The 21,664-nt window shown below is 48.0% G+C and carries 25 protein-coding genes; 5 read left to right on the top strand and 20 right to left on the bottom strand.

Annotated elements, in window-relative coordinates:
* Window positions 1–7 precede the first annotated feature (7 nt).
* The 20 genes from rplE to HER31_RS17040 form a co-directional block, all read right to left on the bottom strand.
* On the bottom strand, window positions 8–547 hold the full coding sequence (gene rplE, locus HER31_RS17135) for a 50S ribosomal protein L5 (protein ID WP_168662463.1): 540 nt from the start codon (window positions 545–547) through the stop codon (window positions 8–10).
* Window positions 548–558: 11 nt separating this feature from the next.
* Entirely contained in the window at window positions 559–873 is a 315-nt protein-coding gene (gene rplX, locus HER31_RS17130; protein ID WP_168662461.1) for a 50S ribosomal protein L24, read from the bottom strand.
* Window positions 874–883: 10 nt separating this feature from the next.
* The gene (gene rplN, locus HER31_RS17125) at window positions 884–1,252 is read right to left on the bottom strand and encodes a 50S ribosomal protein L14 (RefSeq protein ID WP_168662459.1); all 369 of its coding nucleotides are present in this window, start codon (window positions 1,250–1,252) and stop codon (window positions 884–886) included.
* Between the two features lie 172 nt (window positions 1,253–1,424).
* Entirely contained in the window at window positions 1,425–1,673 is a 249-nt protein-coding gene (rpsQ, locus tag HER31_RS17120; RefSeq protein WP_168662457.1) for a 30S ribosomal protein S17, read from the bottom strand.
* Window positions 1,673–1,864 carry a 50S ribosomal protein L29 gene (rpmC, locus tag HER31_RS17115; protein ID WP_168662455.1) on the bottom strand — a complete coding sequence of 64 codons (192 nt, stop codon included), beginning with the start codon at window positions 1,862–1,864 and terminating at the stop codon, window positions 1,673–1,675. Before rpmC ends, rpsQ begins: the two co-directional genes overlap by 1 nt.
* Window positions 1,864–2,277, bottom strand: coding sequence for a 50S ribosomal protein L16 (gene rplP / locus HER31_RS17110; protein ID WP_168662453.1), 414 nt, complete (start codon window positions 2,275–2,277; stop codon window positions 1,864–1,866). The genes rpmC and rplP overlap by 1 nt, the downstream gene beginning before the upstream one ends.
* Window positions 2,278–2,288: 11 nt before the next feature.
* On the bottom strand, window positions 2,289–2,978 hold the full coding sequence (gene rpsC, locus HER31_RS17105) for a 30S ribosomal protein S3 (RefSeq protein WP_168662451.1): 690 nt from the start codon (window positions 2,976–2,978) through the stop codon (window positions 2,289–2,291).
* Between the two features lie 11 nt (window positions 2,979–2,989).
* Window positions 2,990–3,322 carry a 50S ribosomal protein L22 gene (rplV, locus tag HER31_RS17100; protein WP_168662449.1) on the bottom strand — a complete coding sequence of 111 codons (333 nt, stop codon included), beginning with the start codon at window positions 3,320–3,322 and terminating at the stop codon, window positions 2,990–2,992.
* A gap of 10 nt (window positions 3,323–3,332) precedes the next feature.
* On the bottom strand, window positions 3,333–3,611 hold the full coding sequence (gene rpsS, locus HER31_RS17095; protein ID WP_168662447.1) for a 30S ribosomal protein S19: 279 nt from the start codon (window positions 3,609–3,611) through the stop codon (window positions 3,333–3,335).
* 15 nt (window positions 3,612–3,626) lie between these two features.
* Window positions 3,627–4,451, bottom strand: a complete 825-nt coding sequence (gene rplB / locus HER31_RS17090) for a 50S ribosomal protein L2 (protein WP_168662445.1) — start codon at window positions 4,449–4,451, stop codon at window positions 3,627–3,629.
* Between the two features lie 17 nt (window positions 4,452–4,468).
* Window positions 4,469–4,771 carry a 50S ribosomal protein L23 gene (gene rplW, locus HER31_RS17085; RefSeq protein ID WP_168662443.1) on the bottom strand — a complete coding sequence of 101 codons (303 nt, stop codon included), beginning with the start codon at window positions 4,769–4,771 and terminating at the stop codon, window positions 4,469–4,471.
* Window positions 4,768–5,373 carry a 50S ribosomal protein L4 gene (rplD, locus tag HER31_RS17080; RefSeq protein ID WP_168662441.1) on the bottom strand — a complete coding sequence of 202 codons (606 nt, stop codon included), beginning with the start codon at window positions 5,371–5,373 and terminating at the stop codon, window positions 4,768–4,770. The genes rplW and rplD overlap by 4 nt, the downstream gene beginning before the upstream one ends.
* A 17-nt stretch (window positions 5,374–5,390) precedes the next feature.
* Window positions 5,391–6,029 (bottom strand): 50S ribosomal protein L3, encoded by a 639-nt coding sequence (gene rplC, locus HER31_RS17075; protein ID WP_168662439.1) that lies wholly within the window; start codon window positions 6,027–6,029, stop codon window positions 5,391–5,393.
* A gap of 31 nt (window positions 6,030–6,060) precedes the next feature.
* Window positions 6,061–6,372: a 30S ribosomal protein S10 gene (gene rpsJ, locus HER31_RS17070; protein ID WP_013343788.1), complete on the bottom strand. Its 312-nt coding sequence runs from the start codon at window positions 6,370–6,372 to the stop codon at window positions 6,061–6,063.
* 336 nt (window positions 6,373–6,708) lie between these two features.
* Window positions 6,709–8,955 (bottom strand): GumC family protein, encoded by a 2,247-nt coding sequence (locus tag HER31_RS17065; protein ID WP_168662437.1) that lies wholly within the window; start codon window positions 8,953–8,955, stop codon window positions 6,709–6,711.
* A 9-nt stretch (window positions 8,956–8,964) separates the two neighbouring features.
* Entirely contained in the window at window positions 8,965–9,519 is a 555-nt protein-coding gene (locus HER31_RS17060; RefSeq protein ID WP_168662435.1) for a polysaccharide biosynthesis/export family protein, read from the bottom strand.
* Window positions 9,476–10,663, bottom strand: coding sequence for an outer membrane beta-barrel protein (locus HER31_RS17055; protein ID WP_168662433.1), 1,188 nt, complete (start codon window positions 10,661–10,663; stop codon window positions 9,476–9,478). The genes HER31_RS17060 and HER31_RS17055 overlap by 44 nt, the downstream gene beginning before the upstream one ends.
* A gap of 15 nt (window positions 10,664–10,678) precedes the next feature.
* On the bottom strand, window positions 10,679–12,100 hold the full coding sequence (locus HER31_RS17050; RefSeq protein WP_168662431.1) for an undecaprenyl-phosphate glucose phosphotransferase: 1,422 nt from the start codon (window positions 12,098–12,100) through the stop codon (window positions 10,679–10,681).
* 126 nt (window positions 12,101–12,226) lie between these two features.
* Window positions 12,227–13,600, bottom strand: coding sequence for a phosphohexomutase domain-containing protein (locus tag HER31_RS17045; RefSeq protein WP_168663436.1), 1,374 nt, complete (start codon window positions 13,598–13,600; stop codon window positions 12,227–12,229).
* On the bottom strand, window positions 13,600–15,006 hold the full coding sequence (locus tag HER31_RS17040; RefSeq protein ID WP_168662429.1) for a mannose-1-phosphate guanylyltransferase/mannose-6-phosphate isomerase: 1,407 nt from the start codon (window positions 15,004–15,006) through the stop codon (window positions 13,600–13,602). The genes HER31_RS17045 and HER31_RS17040 overlap by 1 nt, the downstream gene beginning before the upstream one ends.
* Window positions 15,007–15,168: 162 nt before the next feature.
* On the opposite strand from HER31_RS17040, the gene HER31_RS17035 reads away from it, so the two are divergent.
* From HER31_RS17035 to HER31_RS17015, 5 genes are read left to right on the top strand one after another with little or no spacing between them, the layout of a single operon-like run.
* Window positions 15,169–16,416 (top strand): lipopolysaccharide biosynthesis protein, encoded by a 1,248-nt coding sequence (locus tag HER31_RS17035; RefSeq protein ID WP_168662427.1) that lies wholly within the window; start codon window positions 15,169–15,171, stop codon window positions 16,414–16,416.
* Entirely contained in the window at window positions 16,410–17,735 is a 1,326-nt protein-coding gene (locus HER31_RS17030; RefSeq protein WP_168662425.1) for an O-antigen ligase family protein, read from the top strand. Before HER31_RS17035 ends, HER31_RS17030 begins: the two co-directional genes overlap by 7 nt.
* Window positions 17,720–18,622 carry a glycosyltransferase family 2 protein gene (locus HER31_RS17025; protein WP_168662423.1) on the top strand — a complete coding sequence of 301 codons (903 nt, stop codon included), beginning with the start codon at window positions 17,720–17,722 and terminating at the stop codon, window positions 18,620–18,622. The genes HER31_RS17030 and HER31_RS17025 overlap by 16 nt, the downstream gene beginning before the upstream one ends.
* A 10-nt stretch (window positions 18,623–18,632) precedes the next feature.
* The gene (locus tag HER31_RS17020) at window positions 18,633–20,456 is read left to right on the top strand and encodes a WecB/TagA/CpsF family glycosyltransferase (RefSeq protein WP_168662421.1); all 1,824 of its coding nucleotides are present in this window, start codon (window positions 18,633–18,635) and stop codon (window positions 20,454–20,456) included.
* The gene (locus HER31_RS17015; RefSeq protein ID WP_168662419.1) at window positions 20,453–21,616 is read left to right on the top strand and encodes a glycosyltransferase; all 1,164 of its coding nucleotides are present in this window, start codon (window positions 20,453–20,455) and stop codon (window positions 21,614–21,616) included. The genes HER31_RS17020 and HER31_RS17015 overlap by 4 nt, the downstream gene beginning before the upstream one ends.
* Window positions 21,617–21,664 lie beyond the last annotated feature (48 nt).

Genomic DNA, 21,664 nt, shown 5'->3' with positions numbered 1-21,664 from the left:
CTACACCTTACTTACGGAACGGGAAGTTAAAGGCAGCCAACAGAGCGTGACCTTCTTCATCAGAACCCGCAGAAGTGGTAATGGTGATATCCATACCGCGGATCTTATCGATTTTATCGTAATCGATTTCTGGGAAGATGATCTGCTCACGAACGCCCATGGAGTAGTTACCACGACCATCGAACGCTTTCGGGTTCAGGCCGCGGAAGTCACGGATACGTGGAACCGCGATACATACCAGACGTTCGAAAAACTCCCACATACGCTCGCCGCGTAGGGTTACTTTACAACCAATCGGGTAACCTTCACGGATCTTAAAGCCAGCAACAGATTTACGGGCTTTAGTGATCAGAGGTTTCTGACCAGAAACAGCAGCCATATCAGCTACAGCATTTTCTAGCACCTTCTTGTCCGCAACGGCTTCACCGACACCCATGTTCAGGGTAATCTTTTCGATCCGTGGGACTTGCATGATGCTTTTGTAGCCGAACTGCTGCATCAGTTCTTTTACTACAGCTTCTTTGTAGTAATCATGCAGTTTCGCCATGTTAACTCCAATTACTTAACGAGTTCGTTGTTGGATTTGAAGAAACGTACTTTCGCACCATCTTCAACACGGAAACCTACGCGGTCAGCCTTGCCAGTAGCAGGGTTAACCAGAGCCACGTTGGAGGCGTGGATAGGGGCTTCTTTCTCAACAATTCCACCTTGAACACCTAACTGTGGGTTAGGTTTCTGGTGTTTCTTTACCAGGTTTACGCCTTCGACCAGTAACTTACCTGTGGTCAAAACTTGGGAAACTTTACCGCGTTTGCCCTTGTCTTTACCGGTCAGTACGATTACTTCGTCATTGCGACGGATTTTTGCTGCCATGGTTCGCTCCTTACAGTACTTCAGGCGCTAGTGACACAATTTTCATGAACTGTTCATTACGAAGTTCACGAGTCACAGGGCCAAAGATACGAGTTCCGATCGGCTGGTTGCTTGCGTTAAGCAAAACAGCAGCGTTACGGTCAAAGCGAATGACAGAACCGTCAGGACGACGTACGCCCTTCTTGGTGCGTACTACCACCGCGTTAAATACATCACCTTTCTTCGCTTTACCGCGAGGAATAGATTCCTTAACAGAAACCTTGATGATATCGCCAATATGGGCGTAACGACGGTGAGAGCCACCCAAGACCTTAATACACTGTACGCTGCGCGCACCGGAATTATCGGCAACGTCCAGCACAGATTGCATTTGGATCATTTCAATGCTCCGCTTACTTTTTTTACTTCAAATACCCTTACGGGCTAAGTTGGCTGCCCTTCGAAAAGGCGCGCCATTATAACCACGAAAAAATAAAAAGGGTAGATAAAAATTAACCGGCCCAGGCGAACCTGGGCCGGCTTCATCGTGTCACAGAATAAAGCTCAGATAATTAAGCTTTTTCTACAACGCTAACCAACATCCAAGACTTAGTCTTAGACAGTGGACGACACTCTTTGATCTCAACGAGATCGCCGATGCCACACTGGTTGGTTTCATCATGAGCGTGTACTTTAGTAGTACGGTTCATGAATTTACCGTAGATCGGGTGCTTAACTTTGCGCTCGATGGCTACGGTGATGGACTTGTCCATCTTGTCGCTGATTACACGACCCTGAAGAGTACGTTTAGTATCAGACATTACGCACCTGCCTTCTGAGTAAGAATGGTTTTCACGCGCGCAATGTTACGGCGTACCTTCTTCATTTCGTGGGTCGCTTTCAACTGACCAGTCGCGTTCTGCATACGCAGGTTGAACTGTTCACGCAGCAGGTTTAACAGCTCCGCATTCAGTTCTTCAACGCTTTTTTCACGCAGATCTTGTGCTTTCATCACATCACCTTACGAGTTACAAAGGTGGTCTGGATAGGCAGCTTGGCAGCAGCCAGAGCGAAAGCTTCACGAGCTAGCTCTTCTGGCACGCCTTCCATTTCGTACAGGACACGACCCGGTTGGATCTGTGCTACCCAGTACTCAACGTTACCTTTACCTTTACCCTGACGAACTTCAAGCGGTTTAGCAGTAATTGGCTTGTCTGGGAACACACGGATCCAGATTTTGCCCTGACGCTTGACGTGACGGGTCATGGCACGACGAGCCGCTTCGATTTGACGAGCGGTCATACGGCCACGGGTGGTCGCTTTCAGACCGAAAGAGCCAAAGGATACCTTATCACCAGTGGTTGCGACACCACGGTTACGGCCCTTATGCATCTTACGGAACTTCATACGTTTAGGTTGCAGCATCTCGGTTCCCCTTACTTACCACGACCTTTGCGCTTCGGCTGCGGCTTCGGTTGCTCTTCAACAACCGGCATGCCGCCCAGAACTTCACCTTTGAAGATCCAAACTTTAATGCCGATTACACCATAAGTGGTGTGAGCTTCCGAAGTTGCGTAGTCGATATCTGCGCGAAGGGTGTGTAGTGGCACGCGACCTTCACGGTACCATTCGGTACGTGCGATCTCAGCGCCACCCAGACGACCAGAAACTTCAATCTTGATGCCTTTGGCACCTAGACGCATAGCATTCTGAACCGCACGCTTCATAGCGCGACGGAACATTACGCGGCGCTCTAGCTGAGAAGCGATAGAATCACCAACCAGTTGAGCATCAAGTTCCGGCTTGCGTACTTCAGAGATGTTGATCTGTGCAGGAACACCAGCCAATTTGGCTACTTTCTGACGCAGTTTTTCAACATCTTCACCTTTCTTACCAATTACAACGCCAGGGCGAGCAGTGTGAATAGTCACACGAACACTCTTAGCTGGACGCTCAATGGTGATTCGGGATAAAGAAGCGTTTTTAAGTTCTTTTTTCAAGAACTCACGCACTTCGTGGTCGCTGAACAAGTTGTCAGCGTAATCTTTTTTCTCCGCATACCAGGTCGAAGACCAAGGCTTGGTAATACCAAGGCGGATACCATTAGGATGTACTTTCTGTCCCATAGCGGCTTCCCTTACTTGTCGGCCACAACCACAGTGATGTGGCTAGAGCGTTTCAGGATGCGGTCAGCACGGCCTTTGGCACGCGGCATGATGCGCTTCATGGTTGGACCTTCGTCAACGAAGATTTTAGTAATCTTCAGGTTGTCGATGTCCAGACCTTCGTTGTGTTCTGCGTTTGCGATTGCAGACTCCAGAACCTTCTTAACCAAAGATCCAGCTTTTTTATTGCTGAAGGTTAAGATGTCCAGAGCGCGATCTACAGGCAGACCACGAATTTGGTCAGCAACCAGACGTGCCTTCTGAGGAGAGGTACGGGCAAAACGGTGTTTAGCTAAAACTTCCATCTTCTACCCCTTAGCGTTTCTTCGCTTTCTTATCCGCAGCATGGCCGCGGTAAGTGCGAGTCGGCGCGAATTCGCCCAGTTTGTGACCAATCATGTCTTCAGTAACGAATACTGGGACGTGCTGGCGACCATTATGGACAGCGATGGTGAGACCAATCATGTTAGGAATGATCATCGAACGACGGGACCAAGTCTTAACAGGCTTTTTGTCTCCGTTTTCCACCGCTTTCTCTACCTTCTTCAGCAAGTGCAGGTCAATAAAAGGACCTTTCTTGAGAGAACGTGGCATGGTGAATCCTCTATATTACTTCGTACGACGACGTACGATGAATTTATCGGTACGCTTGTTGCTGCGAGTCTTCTTACCCTTAGTTGGTACGCCCCATGGGGATACCGGGTGACGACCGCCTGAGGTTTTACCCTCACCACCACCGTGCGGGTGATCCACCGGGTTCATGGCAACACCACGAACTGTAGGGCGGATACCGCGCCAGCGGTTAGCACCAGCTTTACCAAGCTGACGCAGCATGTGCTCGGAGTTACCAACTTCACCCAAAGTAGCGCGGCCTTCGGCCTGTACTTTGCGCATCTCGCCAGAGCGAAGACGCAGGGTTACGTAAACACCGTCACGAGCAACGATTTGCGCGTAGGCACCAGCGGAACGAGCCAGCTGACCACCTTTACCCGGTTGAAGTTCTACGTTATGAACGGTAGAACCAACTGGGATGTTGCGCATAGGCAATGCGTTACCCACTTTGATATCTGCATCTTGACCAGACTTGATGCTGTCACCAGCATGCAAACCTTTAGGGGACAAGATGTAACGACGCTCGCCATCTGCGTACAAAACCAGAGCGATATTCGCGCTGCGGTTTGGATCGTACTCGATGCGCTCTACCTTGGCTGGGATGCCATCTTTGTTGCGTTTAAAGTCAACAATACGGTAGTGCTGCTTATGACCACCGCCAATATGGCGAGTGGTGATGCGACCAGCGTTGTTACGACCACCAGACTTAGACTTTTTGTCTAGCAAGGCGGCGTGAGGCTTACCTTTGTGCAGTTCAGCGTTAACCACTTTGGTTACGTGACGACGACCTGCAGAGGTAGGCTTACACTTAACAATAGCCATTATTAAACTCCTACTGCTTACTCAGCGCCGTCGACGAAATCGATTTCAGCGCCTTCAGCCAAGGTTACGTAAGCTTTCTTCCAGTCGCTACGACGACCGAAACGAGCGCCAGTACGCTTAACCTTGCCCTTAACTACGCTGGTGCGAACGCCAGTGACTTCCACTTCGAAAAGCTTCTGAACCGCTGCTTTAATTTCAGCTTTGGTTGCGTCCAGTGCTACTTTGAAAACAACAGTGTTGTTCAGTTCAGCAGCCATGGTGCTCTTTTCAGAGATGTGTGGAGCCAGCAGCACTTTCAGCAAACGTTCTTCACGGATCATGCTAGCTTCTCCTCAATCTGTTTAACTGCATCAGCAGTAATCAGCACCTTGTCGAACGCGATCAGGCTAACCGGATCGATACCGTCTGCGTCGCGAACGTCAACTTTGTACAAGTTACGAGAAGCCAGGAATAGGTTCTCATCAACTTCACCAGTTACGATCAGCACGTCGCTCAGTTCCATCTCTTTCAACTTCGCAGCCAATTCTTTGGTCTTCGGAGCTTCAACAGAGAAGTTCTCAACAACGATCAGACGATCTTGACGTACCAGCTCAGACAGAATGCTGCGTAGAGCGGCGCGGTACATCTTCTTGTTCACTTTTTGGCCGTGATCTTGCGGCTTAGCGGCGAATGTTACGCCACCAGAACGCCAGATTGGGCTCTTTACGGTACCGGCACGTGCACGGCCTGTACCTTTCTGACGCCATGGCTTTTTGCCAGTGCCAGTAACTTCAGCGCGGGTCTTCTGAGCGCGGGTACCTTGACGGGCATTAGCAGCAAACGCTACTACTACCTGGTGTACCAGTGCTTCATTGAATTCACGCCCGAAGGTAGTTTCGGAAACTTCAAGAGCGCTTGAAGCGCCTTTCATTGCCAATTCCATTACTATCTCCTCAGACGTTACGCTTTAACGGCAGGCTTAACGATAACGTCACCGCCGTTGGCACCAGGGACAGCGCCCTTGATCAACAGAAGGTTACGCTCAGCGTCAATACGAACCACGTCTAGGTTGTGAGTAGTTACCTGCTCAGCGCCCATGTGGCCAGCCATTTTCTTGCCCTTGAATACCTTGCCTGGGGATTGGTTTTGACCAATCGAACCAGGAGCACGGTGGCTCAAGGAGTTACCGTGAGTCATATCTTGGGTGCGGAAGTTCCAACGCTTAACAGCGCCCTGGAAACCTTTACCTTTTGATTGACCGGTAACGTCTACTTTTGCAACATCAGCAAAGATGTCGACTTTCAGCTCAGCACCTAATTCGATGCCTTCACCTTCACCTGTACCCAGACGGTGTTCCCACAATCCGCGGCCGGCTTCTACACCAGCTTTGGCAAAGTGGCCCGCGTCAGGCTTGTTAACGTGAGATGCTTTTTTAGCACCTACGGTAACCTGGATAGCGCGGTAACCGTCGCTCTCCAAACCTTTAACCTGGGTTACACGGTTCGGTTCTACTTCGATAACGGTCACAGGGATAGAAACGCCTTCTTCAGTGAAGATGCGAGTCATACCAACTTTGCGACCTACAAGACCGATAGCCATTCTAAAAAACCTCTATTCCAAGTCCGGGGACTTAACCCAGACTGATCTGCACGTCTACGCCTGCAGCTAGATCCAGACGCATTAATGCGTCAACAGTCTTGTCGGTAGGCTCAACAATGTCCACCAAACGCTTGTGAGTACGGATTTCATATTGATCACGCGCGTCTTTGTTAACGTGCGGAGAAATCAGTACTGTGTAGCGTTCTTTACGGGTGGGCAGCGGGATAGGACCGCGAACTTGAGCACCTGTACGCTTAGCAGTCTCAACGATTTCCGCTGTGGACTGATCGATCAGACGATGATCGAACGCCTTCAAACGGATACGGATTCTTTGGTTCTGCATTGACCAGAGCTCCAACTCTAAGAAACACACAAACCAAACACTCCACCACTCCTTTATAAAAATGGAGGGAGAACGATGATTCACCAGTCATTCGACTCCCAATCGGAGTCGCTGTATATGCAACACTAATTGCGTTGCTATTTATGCCACCTAAGTGGCTGCTTGAAACTTATTGCCTCGAGCCGGATGAATTATACGCATCTACGAAGAGGAAGCAAGCCTTGTTAGTCATTAAATCCTAGATTCTAGCAAAGGCCTTGAACGATATAGGTTATTTATACAGCAGTAATGATGGCACCATTTTCATGATGCCATCATTACTAGCATTACTTACATTCAGCTTGATTTGCCAGTACCGTAATAGCTCTTATAGCGTTTATAGGTTTGATTGTTTTTGGGCACTGCATTTAACACTACCCCATCGACTTTAGCGTGTACGGCAAACAGGCGCGCCAAAGAACGTTTTATCAATGAACGCCGAGCCTTACCAAACTTCACTAAGTAAATAACACTGTCGACCAAGCGCGAAACAACCAAAGCATCGCTTACAACGTCAACAGGGGCCGTATCAACAATCACTCGGTCATAATGCTCCGGCAGTCGCTCTAACAGTTGCTTAAACTCTTTTGATTCCAACAGTTCCAATGGGTTGGAAACAGGCGTCCCCGCCACCATCACATCAAGACTGGTATCAGGTACGGTATAGATGCTGTCAGCCTTATTGTGAGTACCACTAATAAGATTAGATAGCCCTGGTTGATAGCTTGGTAGGTTTAATGCACCAGCTAACACCGGCTTACGCAAATCCGCTTCAATCAGTAGCACCCTTTCAAGTTGGGATAGCGCCAGTGCAAAGTTGAAGGAAGAGGTACTCTTGCCCTCCCCTGGCACGGTCGAGGTAATACATATCCGCTTGGCCCCATCATCGAGGTGGGCCAACAAATAGCTGGTTCGCACCGTGCGCCATGACTCAGCAAAACTCGCAGCGGTGTTGTCGAAAAAGTGATTCGCATCAAGACGTCCTTTCGACTTTTGCAACGGAATTGTACCCAGTAACTTAGAGGCCAGTTTGTTTTCAACTTGATCAGTGGTAGTGATGGTGTCTGTAATAGCGCTGTGAATAAGTGCTATCGCACAGGCAAACACTGCCGCGATAGCCGTCGCCAGCACTAATATCAGTTTCTTTTTCGGCTTAGCTGGGTATAAAGAGGGCTCTGCCATATCAGTGAAGCGAGCATGAGCTGCATTAAAATCGGCTACCGCACCGGTTTCCTTCATGCGATTAAGGAAGGTTTCATAGATACGACGGTTTGATTCCACCTCACGTTGAATTTCTCGATATTCCACTTCAACCCGGCTTTGTTCTTGGTACTGTGTCTTGGCCTTGTTCAATTGACGCTCTAATGCCGCTGCTGATGAGTTGAGGGTTTGGTACTCTTGCTCAATGCCCTGCACTAACTTTCTCACTTGACTGCGCATATTCGCTCGCACTTCGGCCAGTTGGGCCTTAGCGGCAATCATTTTATTGTGCTTAGGACCATAGCGCTTAGAGAGCTCAGCAACGCTTGATGCGGCGTCCACTTCGGACTTTTGCATCTCTTGAATAAATCTGTGACCACTTATCTCTGCGAGTCCATCAAGGTCTTCAATACTACCTGCGCCCTTTCTCCGTACTAGGCTCAACAACGCATTGGCATCGTCACGGCGCTGCCTTGCAAGTGATAATTGTGAGGTTAGTTCGTTCATCTCGACACTAACCAGGCCAACGGTACCGTCTATTTCCAATAAGCCATTAGCTTCACGAAACAGTTGCAGCTTTTCTTCCGAAATTCGCAATCCAACTAACAGTTCATCTAAACGAGCACTTAACCATTCCGAGGCTTTGCGCGTAACATTCAATTTCGCGTCTAAGTGGTTCTCGATATAGATATCGCCCATGGTATTGGCAACGAGTGCCGCTAACTCTGGGCTTTTGGCATAAAAACCGATATCTACTAATTGGGTGTTTGGTACTGGAGCCACAACTAACCGTGATGAAAACTCCTGAACCAATAACGTGTGTTGGTATGCTAACTCGGCAGCAGGATCGGTCGGCTGCGATGACCAATCGATAGGGAGCCAATCCAGATAATGGCTCAAATTACCTCGAACCACTTCCATCGGGTCTTGATTTGGTGCGGTTTCAACCGTTGATAATAACCACGCCTGCCACTTGCCGTATTTGGGTTTAACAAACTCCGGGTGAACCACCAAGTTCAATCGTTCAATTGCTCTTTCAACCAGTCTTCTGCTTTTGATGATCTCAAACTGGGTCTGGAGATACTCCTTTCTGGAAGAATCTAAACCATAGAAGTCATCGATCGAGACCGCCTTAGCCTGATCAGACTCGATCAATAACCTTCCTTTAGAAAGGTAATAAGGGGGAGTGTTGTACAACGTGATAACAACCAGGCTGGCAACTAAAGTGACAAAAATAACGATTCGCCACTTATAGCGCCAAAGAATCTCAAAGTATTGACCGAGTTCGATATCCTTCTCTCTCGAAAACAGCTCATTATCCATTTTAATGGCCATATTTGACATTCCAGCCCCTTAGAAAAAGCTTTCTTTGATAACAATTGAATCGTCTGGATAAACCGATGCTGACATCCTTACATTCAATGTATTTTTCTTAGTTCCAACTTGACGATTCACTACAATCCCACTGGTGGAAGCTCGCTCTGTTAATCCGCCAGCTAAAGCGACTGCGCGCTCGACGGTTAATCCAGGCTGATAAGGGTAGCCTCCAGGACGATTAACTTCACCGTAGATGTAGAAAGGTCGATACTCGGTAACGCTGACATGAACGCTGGGATTAATCAGGTAATCACCTTTAAGACCTCGATTAATTGATAGCTCTAGCTCAGCTACGCTCATGCCCTTAGCCTTAATTAATCCAAGGTAAGGGTAATTAATCATCCCGGACTCCCCTAGCCTTGTTTCTAAGGTAAGGTCGTCCTCGCCGTAGACTAGTATTGAGATCTGATCACCAGCACTTAAGCGATAGTCTGCATTACTCCAGCTGGGCGCAGACCACAACAGGACAACAGCTAGGCACAGCGCCTTACAAAGAGATGCGGAGTGACGCCAAGAAGATGTTCTTGTCATACTTAGCTACCTCAATATTGGAATCTTGATCCACAAACTCATAGCTGAAATCACTCGCTAACCAGCGTTTCCATGCCATCGATACCCCAACCTTGGCTTTATACATGTCGTCATCTCGATCAAAACCTGTGAACTCCTCACCGACGTATTGCACGGAGGTGAAGGTTGACAGTCGAGGACGCCATTGATGGTTCCACGCTAGACCTAAGGTCGTTTCTTCGATGTAGTCACCAAAGGTATCCGGATCTTTTGCTCGGCCACCACTGGTGAGGGTAAAGGTTGAGTAGGTTCGTGGTTGATAGTCAACGCTGGCTTGCCACGCAAGTCCATCAAAATCTTCTCGTTCGCTGGAGTCAAAGTCGCGCTCTTCGTAACCGAGCTTAATAGTACCGGAGGTCTTACTGGTTGCTTCCCATGTAACACCAGCGAATAATCGGTAGCTCTTACTGCCTCGTTCTGGCGCGTTAATTGGGTCATCATCGTATTCGGTGTCATAACCGTTCCATTCGCCCAGCAAACGCGTTCTTGAACCTAAGCGCCAATACATAGTTACTCGGGCACGCTCAGTTGAGTAATCGCTGTACTGCGAAATATTCTTGAGGTTATCGTAGTCCTTGTCGTAATAACCCAATTCAAAATCTAAATTGATACGGGCCGCCTCACGACCAAAGCCGTAAACCAGAGCCGCATCTTGCACATCCATTTCTGCCACTTCATCGACAGCAAGCCCCTGCCCTTCAGTGATGCCTTCGCCACGGGATTCATGCTCACGTCGATACTGATAATGAGCATCAATGCGATGACGGCGGGTAAAGTGATGCTCAACCGCAAACTTCAATGAATGATCAGTAAAGTCATCTTCACTGCTGGAAAAATAGTTACCATCGACCATACGGTAGTCAATTTGGTAGTTGTTATTGTCATCACCGGCGTGCAGTAACAACTCAGGTGCAATACGCCAAAACCAACTGTCTATCTCACCACTATTCGAGTTAGCGGTATTGTCATCAAAACCCAAACCGACGGCTACTTTAGGCGTTAAGTCCCAACTATCTGAAAGGTGTATCGGAGCCGGTTGGTAGACGTCGGCAGCATGAACTATCGAGGTGGTTGTCAATAACACTACGGGTAGCATTCGTTTCATAGTCGTATTCCTTCCCTAGTAAGCATTTGAATCGTTGAAGCCCTTAAAGATGGTCTTAAAGACAATTTTAATGTCAAACCACAATGACCAATTTCTTATGTACGCCAAGTCAAACTCGAGGCGTTTTTCCATTTTTTCTAATGTGTCGGTCTCGCCACGCCAGCCATTGATCTGCGCCCACCCAGTGATCCCCGGTTTCATATGGTGTCGAAGCATATAGCCACCAATTAAGGTGCGGTATTGTTCGTTGTGGGCAACCGCATGAGGCCGAGGCCCAACCACTGACATCTGCCCTTGTAAAACATTGAAGAATTGAGGGAGCTCATCCAATGAGGTCCGACGTAGAAACTGACCTAAAGGGGTAACTCGAGGGTCATTTCTGGTTGCCTGCGTTACTACTGCACCATTTTCCTGAGTGCTCATTGACCTGAATTTCCATACACTAATTTGCCGACCATCCATGCCATAACGAAACTGTTTGAAAATAATCGGCCCAGGTGATGTCAGTTTAATGGCCAAGGCAATAGCCAACATTGGCAACAACACAACTGCTAGAATCAGCGTCGCTAAGACAATATCTTCAACTCGCTTAGACCAACTCGCTAGATCATCGAGTGGGCTGTCATAAACACTAAGTGACTGAACTTCTCCCACTTCGTGCCAGCGTGCATGTAATAAGTTATAGACAAAAAAATCAGGAATGATGTGAACAGCGGCAGTGCTGTCACCACAGAGCATCAATATCTCAGTGATCCTCTTCTCTGCACGCATAGGCATGGCGATGTAAATAACATCGATGTCGTTGCTCTTAGCTAGCTCAATCGCCTGATCAAGATTTCCCAATGCCGCAACTTCGGAACCTTCAATCTCTTCGATTCGTTCAGGAGAGCGATCATCAAAGAAGCCGACGAAGTTGATCCCGAGCTGTGGGTTTTCAACAATATTCTTTGCCATCGCTTTCCCTGAGTTGGTTACTCCCAGGATGGCTGCTCGTTGAGTATTAAAGCCACGCCTACGTAGCGAAAATATAATTTGCCTCGCCGCAACCCTTAGTACTGTAAATAGTACTAAGCCTATACCGGCCCACCACAACACCGTAAAGCGATCGACGGTTACCTTCTCCGGAAACAAGAAGGTGCATGCTTCAACAAAGCAACATGCCAATATCCAGCTGACCCAATTGGTCATCAACATTTCATTGAGTCGTGTGGATCGCCAAGAACGATAGAGATCAAGCGACTCAGCAAAGAAGGCAAAGCCTAACGAAGCGAAGATTGCAGTGAGCAGCTGATCGCCTGCTATCTCAATACCTTTAATCCACAATGCCAGTTGCAATGCCCATTGCACCACCGCGATATCAAGTAGGCGAAATAGAATTGCAAAACCATGAGACCGAGAGAAGGTTAATCCTCGATGTTGCCCCTGTTCATGCTGCATAGAATGCCCATCCATACTTTGGCATTACCGCCACACTGTTAAACAGAGAATTCACCACATTCATCATGTACCGTTCCGCCATGTTTCGTGTTTCATCATCTTTCATTGTTGCGCACCTGAGCACTTCTATTGTTTTAACAGTTGAATAACGCTGTCGGTCTGCTGCGCCATTAAACAGCGATTACCACGTGACTCCACATTCAACCGAACAACGGGCTCGGTATTAGAACAACGGAGGTTAAAGCGCCATTGGTTCAAACCATCATCAAAACTCATACTCAGTCCATCGGTTCGATCTACCGCTAGTGCACTGCTATCAAAATGTTGTTCAACTAGACTGATCGCCCGCTTTGGGTCATCGATATGAAAATTGAGTTCCCCAGAAGAGGGGTAACGCTCAATCATCTGCGCGACTAACAACGACAAACTCTGTTGGCTTTGTACCAAAAGCTCACACACTAAGAGCCAGGGGATCATGCCGCTATCGCAATAGCCAAAGTCTCGAAAATAATGATGTGCACTCATCTCGCCACCATAAATGGCGTCCTCTTGACGCATTCGCTCCTTAATAAAAGCGTGCCCAGTTTTCGACATCACGGCGGTGCCATTACAGTTGTTGACGATATCTTGGGTGTTCCAAATCAACCGAGGGTCGTGAATGACTTTCGAACCAGGGTGCTTGCTGGTAAAGACTTCCGCCAGCAAGCCGACAATGTAATATCCCTCAATAAACGCACCTGTCTCATCAAAGAGAAAACAGCGGTCAAAATCCCCATCCCAAGCAATCCCCATATCAGCACCATGCTTAATAACTGCATCTTGAGTTGACTGACGCCTTTCTGGTAAAAGCGGATTTGGGATGCCATTGGGGAAGTTGCCATCAGCTTCGTGGTGAATTTTTATGAAGGAGATAGGTACGTTGAGGGCCTTGAATTTCTGCTCGAGGGCATCAACGACATGTCCAGCTGCACCATTGCCTGAGTTGACGACTAAGCGGAGTGGTTTTAGTGCCGTCATGTCAATATAGCCGCACAAATGTTCAATATAGGCGGGTAAGACATCCTGAGTGCTATAGCGACCAAACACGACATCATCAAAACGATTGCTTTCAGCCAGCTGCCGGATCTCATTTAAGCCAGTGTCACCAGAGATTGGCTTGCTGTGCTCACGCACCAACTTCATGCCGTTATAGTCCATGGGGTTATGTGAAGCCGTTACCTCGATTCCACCATCCACCTCAAGAAACTGAGTAGCAAAATAGACCTCTTCAGTACCGACCATACCGATATCGATAACATCAGCCCCACTGGCCATTAGCCCTTTGGCCAAGGCGTGTTTGAGAGACGATGAAGATAATCTAACGTCACCGCCTATCACTACGCGTTTTGCCCGAAGGTACTGAGCAAAAGCACGTCCAATGCGATAGGCAATATCTTCATTCAACTCCTCTCCTAGCCGGCCACGGATGTCATACGCTTTAAAGCATGTAAGTGTAGTCATCATTTACACCGACCGTAATTGTCTTCAAAACGAATAATGTCATCCTCACCGAGGTAAGAACCTGACTGCACCTCTATTAACTCCAAGGGGACTTTGCCTGGATTCTCAAGGGCGTGAACCACCCCGATCGGAATGTAAGTCGATTCGTTTTCGGCCACCAAAAAGGTTTTATCGCCATTGGTCACTTTGGCTGTACCGGATACCACGACCCAGTGCTCTGCTCGATGGTGATGCATCTGTACGCTCAGCTTTGCTCCTGGCTTAACGGTGATGTGTTTGACCTGATAGCGATTGCCGGTATCAATGGAGTCGTAATAGCCCCAAGGGCGGAAAACTTTACGGTGACAATTTAGTTCTTGTCGCTCCTGCCCTTTTAACTGCTCAACAAGGTGCTTTACCTCTTGTGCTCGCTCTCGATCAGAGACCAACAACACATCAGGGGTGTCAATCACGACTAAGTCGGTTATACCAACAGCAGCAATAAGGCGTTCTTCACCATGGAGAAAACAGCCACTAACGTCATGCAATAGGTTATCCCCTCGGACGACGTTACCCTCATCAGACTTGGCTGAAACCTGCCATAATGCAGACCACGCTCCAATGTCATTCCAACCAACATTCAGTGGTACCACGACCGCATCTTTAGTTCGCTCCATTACTGCAAAGTCGATAGATTCTGCAGGGCATGCGCGAAAGGCGTCGTTATCTAAACGGAGAAAATCTAAGTCACTCTCAGTTGTGGCTACGGCGGCTTCACAAGCCGAAGCAATATCACTTCGATATTGATTGAGTTCTGCTAAATAACGACTGGCACGAAACAAAAACATGCCGCTATTCCATAGATATTCACCACTATCGAGGTATTGTTGCGCAACAGTAGCACTTGGTTTCTCAACGAACTGAGCGACCTCATGACCAGCGTCAATCACCGCTCCTGTTCGGATATAGCCATAACCGGTATGAGCCGAATCAGGCACTATGCCAAAGGTGACTAACTTGCCACTGTTGGCCATCGGAATGGCACGTTGAATGCTGTCGACAAAAGCAGTCGTATCCTCAATAACATGATCGGCTGCCAATACTAACAACAGCGGGTCGTCATCTTGACTGCTAAGCAAAGAGGCAATGGCTAGTGCTGGGGCAGTATTCCGACCGCAGGGCTCCAATACGATGGTTGCCGGCGTATCAATTGCCCGCAACTGCTCCGCAGCAATAAAGCGATGTTCTTCATTGCAAATCACCATCGGAGTCGATGTCGACAACGTGTTGAGACGCAAAATAGTTTGCTGCAACATCGTTTGCTCACCAACCAGTGACAAAAACTGCTTTGGAAACTGGGTGCGAGACAGCGGCCACAGTCGCGTCCCACTGCCGCCAGCAAGCACTACCGGAACTACTTTTACCATACCATTTACACTCCCTGTCGAATGATCCTCGGCATTACCCACTGAAAGTAAACATAGTCTGCAACGGACTCTTTAGCTGGCAATTTTTTAACCATTTTTCTACGGCTTACACCTATACTGAGCGAAGTTACCAGTTAAAGTTTGGGTCAAGGGAGAGGGCTGTTGAGGGAAAAAGTAACGATCTCTTTGATCGACCAAGGGATTATGAGCGCCTTCAACTTCGCATTAAATATTGCGCTGCTTAAATGGTGGTCCGCCGCCGATTTTGGGGTCTATTCCATCGTATTTGCGGTGAGCTTCATGTTACTCAGCCTGCAGAATGCATTGGTTAATACGCCCTACTCCGTTTTGGTACCCGCCAGCAATGATCCACAGTCAATCCGCAAGACATTGGCGCAAACCAACCTATTGCTACTGACTGTTTTAACATTGCTCATGCTTTTAGTGCTGCAGCTGCCGATATTAACTAACCTCCATCACCTAACGGGGCCAGTTACGGCTTACCTCAGTTCACGACTAATTAGAGAGTATCTTCGCAATCGCTGGGCTTCAGAGCTCAATCTACTACCGATATTGAGCACTGATCTGATCGGCATTGTCATCTTTGTTGGAGGCGTCGGTGTTTGGGTCGCCATAAATAGCTGGGAGGCTGTAGGTGTGGCGACCGTATTATGGTGGCTAGCAATATCAAATCTACTTTGCTCCATCACCATGCTCTATCACGAGTCGCGTTTACTCAACCAAGCCAAATGGCGAGCACTTTATCGTAACTATCAACCGATTTGGCAGCAGGCTCGTTGGTCATTGGTGGGGGTGATTACCACCGAAATGCAAAATCGAGGCTATGTGATTCTTATCGGCGCAGTATTTGGCTCTGCTACGGTTGGCTTCATTCAAGCTGGACGGGTTTTCTTCGGCCCTCTGAACGTGATTACCTCAGCATGGACTCGGGTAGCTAAGCCAACTATGGCGAGAATGCTGGGCAACAAACAACTTGATGAGTTTCGCTCGCTCACCCATATGGGAGCTACTGGCTTCCTGATCTTCAATATTATCTTTGCCGCAATACTATGGTGGTTATGGCCACTACTGCAGCAGCACTTATTTGCTGATCAATACCCTGACATCGCCATTGTTGTTGCCCAGTGGGCAGTGATTAATCTGCTATTCCACGTACGTAGCAGCTACAGCACCGCCATTCAGGTACAGAACCGATTCAAAGAGTTAGCGATGGCTACTATTTGGGGTGCCGCAGTCTCATTATCGGTTTTATCTCTTATTAGCCTACTAAACCAACCAGATTGGGTGATTGCTGGGGTCCTAATCGGCGAGGCATTTGTTCTACTTTATGTGATTAACCTATTTCGACCAGAACGCCTAGCAATTAGCGCAGGAGCGAAGCCATGTTAACTCCGTGGTTAAATTGGTTTGTTGCCGACAACACCTCGCAATATACAACAAACAATAGACTCGCAGTGGTGATCCTAACCTTAATCTGCGCTCTGAGTTTTGATGTGCTAACTCCACAGATTGCTGCCGTTGGCAACTTCTCTGAAATGGAACTCGCTGCCCATACTAGTGGTACCTCATCAGGCAATGCATTTAACCAAGTATTTTGGATTAGCATGATGCTGTTAGCGATTTGGTCAATCTTGCGCAGCCCTTGGCGCTTCAAACAGTTGATGTTGACCCAATGGCCGCTGGCGCTGCTGACCATCATGGTACTGGTCAGTACACTTTGGGCACTAAACTCCAGCATATCGTTACGCCGAGCTATATTATTTTTGTTTATTATTACCTCCGTCTGCAGCGGAGTTTGCTATATCCGTAATCCGAACCAACTGCTACTCATCCTTTACCGAGTTTGCGCTATCGCAATGATGCTCAATCTATTGACCTTACTCAGCGGTAACTTCGATATCGATGGCTACTTTTACGGTATTCATCGAAGTAAAAACAGCTTGGGAGCCATGGCATTATTAGCCATCTGTTTTGGCGCTTCGGTAAGGCTGTTGTTTCAACAACAGATCAATCGCAACTACAACAGTGCCTATATTCTCCTGTGGCTGACGATGCTGATTCTATCAGTATCAAAGACCTCCATTGCGCTATTGATTGTTGTTCCGAGTCTCGTGTTCGTCATCAATTTGTTAGCGCGGCAATACAAGTTCAACTTCGGGGTGTTGTTACTAGCAACCACTTTAGTTATCACCATGCTTACTCAGATTACCCTTGGCTGGCAAAACTGGCACATCAAAGAGTTTTTAGGCCAGTTCATGACAGATCCTGGATTTACGGGACGAGACTATGTTTGGGCATTTTTGCTCGAACAGATCGACAAGCATTGGCTATTAGGGCACGGCTACGGCTCATTTTGGGGCATTGGCGCTCAATCTCCCAATGTGCTTTACGGCAAAAGCTACCTTCAGTTACTCAACCAGGGTCACAACGGCTATCTGGATCTCCTCGCCATTCTGGGAGTCACCGGCCTTACCGTTTACTTGCTCGTACTGGCTCAGTTTTCAATCTTGTCAGGTAAGATCAGGGAGCAACACCCACAAATATTTTTTCTGCTGTGGATCTTGGTCGTGCTCACCCTGATGCACAACATTACTGAAAGCAGCATTATGCGTGGCAGCCATGGGATGTGGATTATTCAATTGCTTGCCTTTGTTGGAGTTGCACGTGTAGTTATTGATCAGAGGATTATGAGATGCGCACCAGAGTAACGGTATGCCTATGTACTTATCGCCGACCTCAACTGGCCGCAACCTTAAATAGTATTGCTGCCCTACAACTGCCTAGTGACGTCGACATCAATATCTCGATCGCCGACAACGATCCGCTGGGCTCTGGCAAACCCATTGTCGATGCATTTTGTGCCAACAACGACATCGAGGTTCATTATCAAATTCAACCTGAGAAAAATATCTCACTAACGCGCAATATGACGGTAGCCAATGCCAATGGTGATTACTTAGCGTTTATTGATGACGATGAAGAGGCTGACTCACAATGGTTATTAAGGCTGTTGGAGTGTGCACAGACCTATCAAGCCGCAGCAGTTGTTGGTCAAGTGGATACCATTTACCCACCGGAATCACCGGCCTGGATCCGCGAAGGTAATTTTTTAGGACGGCAAACCGAGGCAACTGGTAGTCAACTCTCCGTCGGTTTAACAGGCAACTCATTAGTGAGACGGGATGCGCTGCCACACCCTAGCAGCCCTTTTGACAAAAAAATGGGGACTACCGGCGGTGAAGACAGCGCATTTTTCAGCGCTATCGCGCAAAACGGGGGTAAGATTATCGCTTGCCGAGAAGCCGTGGTAACAGAGACTGCGGAGCCCCATCGCCTTAACGCAGCCTACTTGTTGGCACAAGCTACCCGCATTGGCGAGACCTATGCCTGTACCTTCATCGCGCCAAAATCACTTATTAGTCGTAGCTTTCATTGCCTGCGAGCAATGCTGCAATCCTGGGTAGGTGCCATTGCGGCACTAGCCTGTAAACCATTCAGTAAAAAATACAGCTTTCAATATCAGATGTTGATGCAGAAAAACATGGGAAAGGTGCGCTATCTGATGAAAAGGCCACCAGTCGAACTGTACAAGTAGGGATACTTAAATGCGGGTTTTACATATCGTACGCCAATTCTCCCCTGCAATGGGAGGCCTGGAAAACTTCGTTAAATCACTAGTGTTAGAGCAACGCAGTAACGGCATAGACGCCGAAGTGTTAACGCTTAATCGGGTATTTCACCAACAGGCGGAAACATTACCGGCCGCGGATTGCATCGATGGCATCCCCGTGACTCGAATTGGTTACCGCGGTAGTTACAAATACCCTATTGCACCGACGATTAGCTCGTACCTTAGTAGCTACGACCTTATCCACGTACACGGTGTTGATTTCTTTGTTGACTATTTAGCGCTCACCGCGCCATTTCATGGCAAACCGTTATTGTTATCAACCCATGGTGGTTTTTTTCATACCCCCTTTGCCAGTACAACCAAAAAGCTGCTGTTTAACACCGTTACTCGTTTGTCGTTGAAGGCATATCGGCAGGTTTACGCATGCAGTAATAACGACTATCAGCGCTTCAAACCTATCTGTGCACCTAAACTCCTTTTGATTGAAAACGGAGTAGATACCGCTAAATTTGCCAATGCAGGTCAACAGCAGCATCAGCCTAATATGATTTTCATCGGTCGTTTCTCTGATAACAAACGCATCGACAAACTTGTGGCGATGATGGCCGAACTGATGAAGTTGGATATCGATGCCACTTTGCGAATTGTAGGCAAAGATTGGGATGGCAACGAGCTACGCTTACGCCAGCAGATCGACAGGCTCAAACTCAATAGCCAAGTAACGCTTCATACCGACCTTTCTGATCAACAAGTAAAAGCACAAGTTAGTAATGCTAACTTCATCATTAGCGCATCAGAATATGAAGGATTTGGGTTAACACTGATCGAAGGGATGGCAGCTGGCCTTCTGCCGCTAGCTTCCAACATCCCGAGTTTCAGTCGGATCGTCGAACAAGCCCAACTTGGCCAAATTATCAATTTTGATGACCCTACTCAAGCAGCCAAGTCTATTGCAAACTACTTCACTTCGGTAGAACCGCATTATCCTCAATTGCGGCGTGCCGCCATTGAGAGAGCTGCACATTATGCTTGGCCTACGGTTGCTAAAACCTTTATTGCTCAATACCAACAACTAGGTTTGCAACCAAAAACCTTGCAAGGGGTGCAGATGGATAGTCGTGATGGTGAAGCCGTTATTGCCAGCCTAGATAACGCCATCAAGCTCCAACAGCCATTAGTGGTTGCCTACGCCAACGCTCATACCATCAACCTTGCCCGTAACGATAGTAACTATCGACAACTGCTCAATCGCTGCTTAGTACTTAACGATGGTGTTGGGGTTTCGATGGCAAGTCGACTCAAGTATGGCCAAAGTTTCTCTGAAAACCTCAATGGCACCGACTTTACCCCGCGTTATTTTGCCAACAGCCAACAATCACTGCGGATCTTTCTGCTCGGTGCGAAGCCCAACAACGTCCAGCGATGCTTCGCTACTTGGCAACAACAATATCCGCAGCATCAATGGGTTGGTTATCATCATGGGTTCTTCGACGACGATCAGCAGATCTGTAAGCAGATAGCTGACGCCAAGGCGAATGTGGTTATTGTCGCCATGGGCAATCCACTACAAGAACGCTGGTTAGACCGCAACCTAAGTCAAACCGGTGCAGTGGTAGGTATTGGGGTCGGCGCCTTGTTTGACTTTACCGCAGGTGACGTAAGCCGTGCACCATCCTGGTTACGCAAGATGAAACTTGAGTGGTTGTATCGTCTAATCCAAGAACCTAAGCGCATGTGGCGGCGCTACTTACTAGGCAACCTCACCTTTCTTTATAACGCACTGGGAGACAACTCATGAGTAAGGTGACACCAGCTCGACGCTGTGTACTGCACCTTGCCGTAGAGTACCCCTCGCTAAACCGCAGCACTAACACCCCGGCGGTACGTAACTTTATTCGCGCCAACCCTGAAGTCGACTATCGCGTTTTTGCCCTACGGCGAACTGCTAACCCTAGCGCCTGCAATGCGCTCGTTGGCGATGATCAAGGCGATAATAAAGTTACATCAATGAAATACTGGGGCCTACCCTACGGAATACTGCTGTTTTTAAGTATGACCATTGTGGCATGGCGGATATACCGGACAGTACAAAGCGAACGCCTTAGCATTGCCTCAATTCATGCCCACAAGTTTAGCTTTGAAGGGATCGCCGGTTGGTGGCTTTCACGCTGGCTTAATGTGCCATTAGCGTTATCTGTTCGAGGTGAGGCCGAACAAAAAATCCTCCGCTATAAACCCCATTACAAGCCGTTCTACCGCCGCCAGCTCAATGACGCCACCAAGATTTATTACGTTTCTGCGTGGTTCAAAGCTCAAATGGTACGCCACTTCAACATTGACCCGCACAAAGAATCGTTGCTGCCTAACTTTGTGGCCGAGCGAGATTGGTCTCCCGTAGTCACATTTCAGCACAACCACCTTGTAAGCATCATGGACCTAAATGTACAGGAAAAGAAAGGGTTTGTTCCGTTACTACAAGCGGTGGCACAACTCACAACCAGCTACCCCGATTTGCGCTTAGATATCATTGGCGGAGGCTTCCCAAAGTCGATGAAAAAGGCCCAACAACATATCGACCAGCTTGGGTTAGCTGCTAACGTCACCTTGCTGGGTCAAACCGATAATCAACAACTGCTGCAAACCCTGCCAAATTATGCTGGCATGGTGTTGCCTAGCCGCAATGAAACCTTTGGCATGGCTTATGTAGAGTCGCTGCTAAGTGGAGTACCGATAATGTACTCAAACGCAACCGGAATAGATGGGTTTCTCGACGGCATCGAAGCTGGTATCGGTGCGGATCCTAACAGCGTCGACAGCATTGCTGTGGCGATTCAGCAGTTGTTATTACACCAACAACCGTGGCGACAATGGCTAAAGCTGAATCATAAAATCGTAGTGGAACGTTTTAGCCGTGCTGAATACATCAAACAGTACAATCTCACCTTTGGTTTATCGTAGCCCGTTTAGCCAATAAGCAGACTTAACGCAACCTCATAGAAGCATTAG

The organism is Ferrimonas lipolytica (assembly GCF_012295575.1).
GTDB classification, from domain to species: Bacteria; Pseudomonadota; Gammaproteobacteria; order Enterobacterales; family Shewanellaceae; genus Ferrimonas; species Ferrimonas lipolytica.
The sequence above is the reverse complement of the archived record's forward strand: the minus strand, read 5'-3'. Positions and strand labels throughout refer to the sequence as shown.